Raw genomic sequence first — 6,829 nt, forward strand, 5'->3', positions numbered from 1 at the left:
CCGGTGAACTCGTCGGCTCCGTCGAGCTGCCGCCGTATCCGAGGGACAACCCGAGTGCGGCGATGGCAACGAGACCCCCTGCGACGAGCACTGCGCCGCGCACCTTGCGCTTGGAGTCGGCGGGCTTGTCTCCGGTGGGCTCGGGGCTCAACCAATCCGGAGCCCCGGTCAACGACGCGGGATCGGACGGAGACTGCCGAACGCCCGGTTGTGGGCTCGGTCGACGCGGCGCATCGGCCACCGGGGTCGCGAGCAGAGCTGCACCGCGTGCGGCCACCGACTCCGGGTCCGCCGGGGTCACCACGGGGAGGCCGATCCACGCACCGAGAATGGATTCCACCAGAGGAATGCGAGCTCCGCCGCCGATGAGGAAGAGAGCGTCGACGTGCTTGGGTGACCGACCGATCACGTCACGCACCAGCCGCGCCGAGTACTCGATCGGGACGGTCACCAGAGACTCGAACGACTCACGCGAGATCAGGATGACGCCGCCGTCACCGGGCAGGCACACCGCGCCACTGGTCGACAGCTGCTCCTTGGCCACCCGGCACCGCGCGGTGAACTCGCTCAGTTCCTGGTTGTCGGCAATGTCGACGCCCTGCTTGGCGAGCTGATTGTCCGAGATGAGCCGATCGAAGTCGTCGCCGCTGATGTCGATGGTGCGTTCGGCGAGCAGAACCTGACCGGTACCGCGGTCGATCACGCTGATCGTCAATCCGGAGCTGCCCAGATCGTAGAGGGCGATGGTGCCGAAGTGGCCCAGCTCGCCCGAGGCCTCCAGATACTGCAACGCTGCTCGTGCCTCGGGAACCAGTCGGTAGTTGTAGAGCCGCTGGCTCGCCATGGCCTGCTGGATCTCGCCGAACTGTTGCTGGTCCCGATATGCGACACCTGTCGCTTGCACCGGTCCACCGTCGCCCGGCTGCGAGAGCACGACTCCGATCGACTCGGCGGCCAATTCCTCCGCGCGGTCCCAGTAGGCGTCGACGGTGTCGTGATGGAAATCGAGGCGGCCCGAATCCTGAGGGCGCGCGTCGGGACGAGCCATGCGCACAGCGCTGGCCCCCACCGACACACCGAGAACTTCGGTCATTACCCGCCTTCGGTCGACTTCCCCGTGAACACACGCCGAGACTGGATGTCACGAACCAGTCTCGATCCCCCGCCAATGGCACACTGTAGCGCGTCCCTCGGTGCTCAGTGCGGCACCCGAGCACAGCACTAGAGTTGCGGGCATGCGCGTTCTGTTCGTCTGTACCGGGAACATCTGTCGATCGCCCACAGCCGAGCGCCTTGCGGCTGCATTCGCGCGAGAAGGTGGCTTCGAGCTCACCGCGAGCAGCGCCGGAACGCAGGGCTTGACCGGGCACGCCATGGATCCGACGGCGGCGACGGTGCTGACTCAGCTCGGCGGCGATCCGGACGGTTTCGTTGCCCGACGCCTCACGCCCGCGATCGCGTCCGACGCCGATCTCGTGCTGACGATGACTGCGGCACATCGCGACGCCGTCCTGGCTCTCGCACCGCGGCAGATGCGTCGCACCTTCACTCTGCTGGAGGCGTCGGGCCTCGTCGCCGCATCGGGCGCGCAGTCCATCGCGACCCTGGCCGACGCACGGGCGGTGCACCGTGTCGACACACTCGACATCGGCGATCCGTACCGGCGTGATCATTCGGTGTACGAACAGGCCGGGGAGTCCATCGCGGAGGCGCTGCCCCATGTTCTGCGGTTGTCGACGCAGTGAACGTCCATCTCTCACCGCCCCGCTCGCTGAGGTAACGTTCTCGCATCATTGCCGACCATCCGGGTCCGGCCACGGCGTTAGGGTCTGTGCATGCGCGACAAGGTCATCGCGTCGGCAGCAGTGGCGAGCGCCGGAGTGGCAGTCGCAGTCGGCTTGACCATCGGTGCTCTCGGTGGCGCGTTCGACGACACGAGCCAGACCGTTCGTCCGCCCGCTCTGAAGTCGGACAGTCTGAGTTCGGTCGAGACGACACCGACGTCGACGATCGTCATCGTGCCGCCCTCGCCCACCTGGCAGGTCGCGGTACCCACCACTGCTCGTCCCACGACGACCACTCCGGATCGGTCCGAGACCACGACGCGAAGCCCGCGCCGAACCCCGTCCTCGGATCGAACGACCACCACCACCACCACCTCCGCGGAAAATTCGGACGATTCCGACGACGAGAGCAGCACCACCGAATCCGAATCCGACTCCGGGCGCTAGGGTACCGGCCGGGGGTTATCGGCTCGGCTTCGTCAGCGCTGCGTTGTCGCCGATTCGCAACGCGGCCACCAGTTCTCGGTAGAGCGAGTCGGTGTTCATGAGCTCGGAGTGCGTGCCCCTGGCGCGGACCACTCCGTCCTCCATCACCAGGATCGTGTCGGCGTCGAGCACGGTGGACAACCTGTGCGCGATGGTCACGACGGCGGAGTCGGCCGCGATCGATCGGATCACCTCGTGGATTGCCGCCTCGGTGCGGCCGTCGACCTGCGCTGTGGCCTCGTCGAGCAGAAGGATTTCCGGACGACGAACGATGGCTCTGGCCAACGCAATTCGTTGACGCTGCCCACCGGAGACGGTCGATCCGATCAGGTCGGTGTCCAGCCCTTCGTCCAGCGCGCGGATCGCCGAGTCCAGGTGTACGGACTCGAGCGCCGCCCAGATGTCGGCTTCGCTGGCCTCGGGATGGCTGAACAGGAGGTTTTCGCGGATCGAGCCGGGAAGCACCGGCGTCTCCTGCTCCACGTAGGACAACCGCGCTCGTACCTCGTCGATGGTCAGCTCGTCGTACGGGGTTCCGCCGAGCCTGATCTCGCCGGACTCGGGGGTCAGGAAGCGCAGGATCAACGAGAAGACGCTGGTCTTGCCTGCTCCCGACGGTCCGACGATCGCGGTGTGTCCACGCGCAGGCACCGCGAGGTCCATACCGCGCACGGCCGGCTCCCTACCCGGTGCGTATCGGGCTGTGACGCTGCGGAATTCGAGAGCCGGAGCGGGCGTTTCGGTCCTCGCCGACCTCGCGGGACCCGTCTCACCCTTTTCGGTGACCAAGTCGTCGATCTGGCGGATACGGGCGGCCGCGGCCATTCCGGCCTGCAATGCGGTGATATTCGTCGCCAGGGTGGACACCGGGCCCATCACCTGGAATGCGTAGAGCAGAAATGCGATCAGGCTGGACACGGCCAATGCCCCGGTACTGACGCGGTAGCCGCCGAGACCGAGGATTCCGATGATCGCCAACTGCACTCCGCCCCCGGCGAACGTCCAGGCCAACGCGGAAATCTTGACCGCTCTGACGCTGTGCTGGGCGGAGATTCGCGCCTCGGAGATGACCCGCTCCGATTCGCGGGCCTCGGCCCTGCTGGACTTGACGGTACGAATCGCCCGCAGAGTGCCGTCGAGAATTCCACCGAGGCGGCCCACCGCTTCCTGGGACTGCCGCTGTGCGACGGCGATAGGAGGCATCAGGCGAGCGAACAACACTGCGATCGCAATGATGGCCGAGGCGATCGCGCCGAGCAGCACCAAATCCAGCACAGCCATGAGAATCAGTGCGCCCACGAGGCCGACCACACTGTTGACTATGGCCACCAACGCATTCGAGGTGGCCTCGCGCAGCAGAACGGTATCGGAGGTGACCCGGGTGACGAGCTCTCCGGTGGGCCGAGTGCCCAGACTTCCCACCGTGGCACCGAAGTACTTACGCACAATGGATTTACGGGCGTCGAGGACCACGCGTTCGGCAAGGACCCCCAGCACGATCCACTGCAGATACAGCACCAGCGAACCCACCACGAGAAGAGCCACCAGAATCAGCACCGGCTGGATCAAGGAGGCGTCGGTGCCGAGGCCGTCGAGCACTCCTTTGGCTACCATCGGCGTCGCCAGTGCCGCTCCGGTGCCGACGAGGCCGAGGGTCAAGCCGAGCGACAGGGTGCGACGGTGCGGGCGGACGAACTGCCACAGCACACGCAGATTCGGGACCGTTATCTTCTTCTTCTCTGCGGTAGCGATCTGCACGTCGACCATGGCACCAGTGTGCCGGATGGGGCGGTCGGGCTAGGTCGCGTCCCAGATCATGTGCACGGTCGTACCGTTCTGGTCCGAGGTGACGGCGGCGCTGTCGGCCAACGCCCGCATGAGCGGCACGCCCCGCCCGCGGTTGGGATCGGAGTTGTGCGATGCCCAGTCTCCGCGATCGGTCACTTTCACTTCTATTCGCCCCTCCGCGGCACACGAGACTCGAATGTCGAGTGTTCCGCGGTCGGTGTGGTCTCGGTATGCGTGCTCGACGCTGTTCGCTATTGCCTCGTACGTGGCGAGCACCACGTCGTACGCACGATCGGGGTCGACGCCCACATTGCCCAACCAGTCACCGAGCTCACGACGAAGCTCCGACGCTCGATCGGCGTCGGCAGGTTCGCCGGTGAACAGCAGTTCTTCCATTCGCGCACCTGCCGTCGAGATGGAACTGTCGGTACGTGAGTCGTCACCTCCGGAGAGAGTCGCCATCATGAATCCCGTCTACCCAAAAGTTCAGGATCTACCCGCGTGAAGTGCAACGAATGCTTCGTCGACCGTTGCATAGATTCCGAACACCTCGTCCAGACCGACGAGAGTGAGGGGACGACCGGTGGCCGGACCATCCGCGACCACGGCAAACCCGGCGTTGCCACCGAGTTGCTGATGCGTCGACGCCAACAGGGACATCCCGGCGGACGCGAGAAATCCCACATCACTGAGATCGATCACCACAGCCGTCGGCGATTTCTCGAGCACGATAGCTACCGACTCGGACAGATCGGGAGCAGTCACCAGATCCAGTTCACCGGACACCGCCAGAACCACGTCCCGGTCACGCCATTCCACGATCACATCGAAGTGCTGGGGCCCGAGGCCCGTGTCGTCCGCAGTCACACGCCGACTTTACCCCGGCCCACCCTGGCCGACCTTCTTCCACTCGGCCGAGTGGCCCGACTCCCACTAGGCTCGCTTCGATGATCGAGGCACTGCAGGGAGCGGACCGTCGTCGATCGTTCGGTGAGTACCTCGCGGTCACCGTCGGTGGCGGGGTCGGTGCGGCGTTGCGATACGAGGTCTGGACGTGGCGAGGATCGCCGAGGTGGCTGTTGATGAGCACGTTCGGAGTCAACGTGTTCGGGTGCCTCGTCGTCGGCTCTGCCCTGGGCTACCTGTGGGGACGGCCCGCCCCGGTTGCCCGCGCCGCCCTGTTCGGGCTGGCGTGCGGGTTCACCACCTTCAGCCTGTACGCGTTCCAAGCGGTGACGCATCGCGGTGCATGGAATTCGGTGGTGTATCTGGTGGGAACGCCGATCATCGCGTTGATCGCCATGGCACTCGGCGCGGCGATCACCAAGCCGAGGCCGAGCAGCATTCGATGACGACCATGATTCTGGTGGCCGTCGGGGGTGGGCTGGCTGCGCTCGGGCAGTTCGTGTTCTCGTACGCCATCAGGTCCAGGCGACGGTTGTCCGCGCTCAATCTGCTGGCGTGTGCGGCATTGGGGTTGGTGTTCGCTCTCGATCCACCGGACCGGTTTCGTTCGCTGGTGGGCATCGGATTTCTGGCGTCGGTGGCCCCGTTGGCCACGGTGGCGCTGGCTACGCTTCGGCTCACCAGAAACCAGGAGTACCGCAGCGCAACAGTATTTTTCGCTGCCAACGTGGTGGGTGGAATCGCTGCCGTGATGTTCGGATTCCTGGCGTGGAAGTCCGGCATCACGCTCTATCACAAGATTTTCTGACCCGCTCGGATCAGTCGTCCGCCGAGTTCTCGCACGGTCCCTGTACGCCCGCCTTGACGAAACCCGCGATCTGGTAGAGGTAGGTGAACTCCCATTCGACGAGGGAGAAGTCGTAGGCACGTGGCGTCGGACGCATCGTGACGGTTCCGTCGAAGCACTGGTCGAAGATGTACCGGGCGCGGGGTAGGTGGTAGCGCCACGTGACGACGATGACGTGATTCCACCCTCGCTCGCGGGCGAGTTCCTCGGTGAACATCGCTTCTCCGCGTGTGGTCGACGGAGTCGGCGGAATGCACAGCACCTCGAACTCGGTCGTCGATGCCGCGCAGTACTTCTTCATGATCGGGTCGCGGGAACCGTAGGGATCGGAGAGCACCACCGTCTTCGCCAGACCCTGCTCGGCGAGCGAGATGCCGTACGCCTCGCGGCCGTCGTGTTCGCCACCCAGTACGACGATGGCGTCGGCCGTGGTCAGCGGATCGACGCGAGCCTTGGTGAACGCGACATAGCCGCCGACACCGATCGCAGACACCAGGACAACGGGGATCGCGAAGGCCAGAAACAGCAGTAAGCGTCCGCGGAACACCTCACCAGGTTAGGGAAGGTGTACCGCGGGCGCGCGGTCAGAGACTCGAATCACTCACTCGGCTGCGGCACGTTGACGTTGCAGTCGGTGACCTCCGGGTTGACTCCGAAGTAGTTGAGCGGTCCTGCGACGACGGTGAGGGCGATGGTGCCCGCTCCGGCGCAGTTCTCGGGTGCGCTCTCGAAATCTCCGCGCTGGTACGACGCGAATGCGCCGATGATCAGCCAGACGAGAACGATCAACGTTACGAACCTCATGGTGCCCCCTCGATCGGTCAGCCGCCGTTCGGCTGTCGGGAGCCAGGTATGTCCGATTGTTGCAGTCTTCAAACCATCATTGGTCGTTCTGCCTCGACAGAGTCTGCGACAGATGGTCACTGAGCGCCTGTTCCTGGACGCGATCGAGGGCGCGGGCCAGCTCCGCCTGCGCAGATTTCATCGCCAGGCTGCGCATCTTCTCGAACATCTCGGT

General features: G+C 65.2%; 10 protein-coding genes. 4 read left to right on the forward strand and 6 right to left on the reverse strand.

The features are described 5' to 3' along the window. A partial coding sequence (locus A2J02_RS25665) for an Hsp70 family protein (RefSeq protein ID WP_068055471.1) occupies positions 1-1,093 on the reverse strand: 1,093 nt, incomplete at its 3' end. Positions 1,094-1,235: 142 nt separating this feature from the next. Between A2J02_RS25665 and A2J02_RS25670 the strand changes: the two genes are divergently transcribed. Next, positions 1,236-1,745, forward strand: coding sequence for an arsenate reductase/protein-tyrosine-phosphatase family protein (locus A2J02_RS25670; protein ID WP_082898757.1), 510 nt, complete (start codon positions 1,236-1,238; stop codon positions 1,743-1,745). 90 nt (positions 1,746-1,835) lie between these two features. Then, a complete protein-coding gene (locus A2J02_RS25675; protein ID WP_068055474.1) occupies positions 1,836-2,231 on the forward strand; it encodes a hypothetical protein in 396 nt (131 codons plus the stop codon). 15 nt (positions 2,232-2,246) lie between these two features. Here the strand turns inward: A2J02_RS25675 and A2J02_RS25680 are convergent, their stop codons facing one another. From A2J02_RS25680 to A2J02_RS25690, 3 genes are read right to left on the reverse strand one after another with little or no spacing between them, the layout of a single operon-like run. Beyond that, positions 2,247-4,037: an ABC transporter ATP-binding protein gene (locus A2J02_RS25680; protein WP_068055477.1), complete on the reverse strand. Its 1,791-nt coding sequence runs from the start codon at positions 4,035-4,037 to the stop codon at positions 2,247-2,249. Between the two features lie 30 nt (positions 4,038-4,067). Then, positions 4,068-4,523: an ATP-binding protein gene (locus A2J02_RS25685; RefSeq protein WP_068055479.1), complete on the reverse strand. Its 456-nt coding sequence runs from the start codon at positions 4,521-4,523 to the stop codon at positions 4,068-4,070. 21 nt (positions 4,524-4,544) lie between these two features. After that, positions 4,545-4,880, reverse strand: coding sequence for an STAS domain-containing protein (locus tag A2J02_RS25690; RefSeq protein ID WP_373454883.1), 336 nt, complete (start codon positions 4,878-4,880; stop codon positions 4,545-4,547). A 125-nt stretch (positions 4,881-5,005) separates the two neighbouring features. Here A2J02_RS25690 and A2J02_RS25695 point away from each other — a divergent pair, with 125 nt between their 5' ends. Continuing rightward, positions 5,006-5,410 carry a fluoride efflux transporter FluC gene (locus tag A2J02_RS25695; protein WP_068055482.1) on the forward strand — a complete coding sequence of 135 codons (405 nt, stop codon included), beginning with the start codon at positions 5,006-5,008 and terminating at the stop codon, positions 5,408-5,410. Continuing rightward, complete coding sequence (locus A2J02_RS25700; RefSeq protein WP_068055485.1) at positions 5,407-5,772, forward strand: CrcB family protein; 366 nt, start codon at positions 5,407-5,409, stop codon at positions 5,770-5,772. Before A2J02_RS25695 ends, A2J02_RS25700 begins: the two co-directional genes overlap by 4 nt. 10 nt (positions 5,773-5,782) lie before the next feature. Here A2J02_RS25700 and A2J02_RS25705 read toward each other — a convergent pair whose 3' ends face one another. Together A2J02_RS25705 and A2J02_RS25710 are read right to left on the reverse strand one after the other, a co-directional pair. Then, positions 5,783-6,358: a YdcF family protein gene (locus A2J02_RS25705; RefSeq protein WP_068055488.1), complete on the reverse strand. Its 576-nt coding sequence runs from the start codon at positions 6,356-6,358 to the stop codon at positions 5,783-5,785. 50 nt (positions 6,359-6,408) lie between these two features. Beyond that, positions 6,409-6,615 carry a hypothetical protein gene (locus A2J02_RS25710; protein WP_037194008.1) on the reverse strand — a complete coding sequence of 69 codons (207 nt, stop codon included), beginning with the start codon at positions 6,613-6,615 and terminating at the stop codon, positions 6,409-6,411. Positions 6,616-6,829 lie beyond the last annotated feature (214 nt).

The organism is Rhodococcus sp. EPR-147 (assembly GCF_001647185.1).
GTDB lineage: Bacteria > Actinomycetota > Actinomycetes > Mycobacteriales > Mycobacteriaceae > Rhodococcoides.

Bases quoted from the DNA above. Each gene is read 5' to 3' on its own strand.
- A2J02_RS25670 (WP_082898757.1), top strand. From the start codon at position 1,236: ATGCGCGTTCTGTTCGTCTGTACCGGGAACATCTGTCGATCGCCCACA.
- A2J02_RS25675 (WP_068055474.1), top strand. From the start codon at position 1,836: ATGCGCGACAAGGTCATCGCGTCGGCAGCAGTGGCGAGCGCCGGAGTG.
- A2J02_RS25680 (WP_068055477.1), bottom strand. From the start codon at position 4,037: ATGGTCGACGTGCAGATCGCTACCGCAGAGAAGAAGAAGATAACGGTC.
- A2J02_RS25685 (WP_068055479.1), bottom strand. From the start codon at position 4,523: ATGATGGCGACTCTCTCCGGAGGTGACGACTCACGTACCGACAGTTCC.
- A2J02_RS25695 (WP_068055482.1), top strand. From the start codon at position 5,006: ATGATCGAGGCACTGCAGGGAGCGGACCGTCGTCGATCGTTCGGTGAG.
- A2J02_RS25700 (WP_068055485.1), top strand. From the start codon at position 5,407: ATGACGACCATGATTCTGGTGGCCGTCGGGGGTGGGCTGGCTGCGCTC.
- A2J02_RS25710 (WP_037194008.1), bottom strand. From the start codon at position 6,615: ATGAGGTTCGTAACGTTGATCGTTCTCGTCTGGCTGATCATCGGCGCA.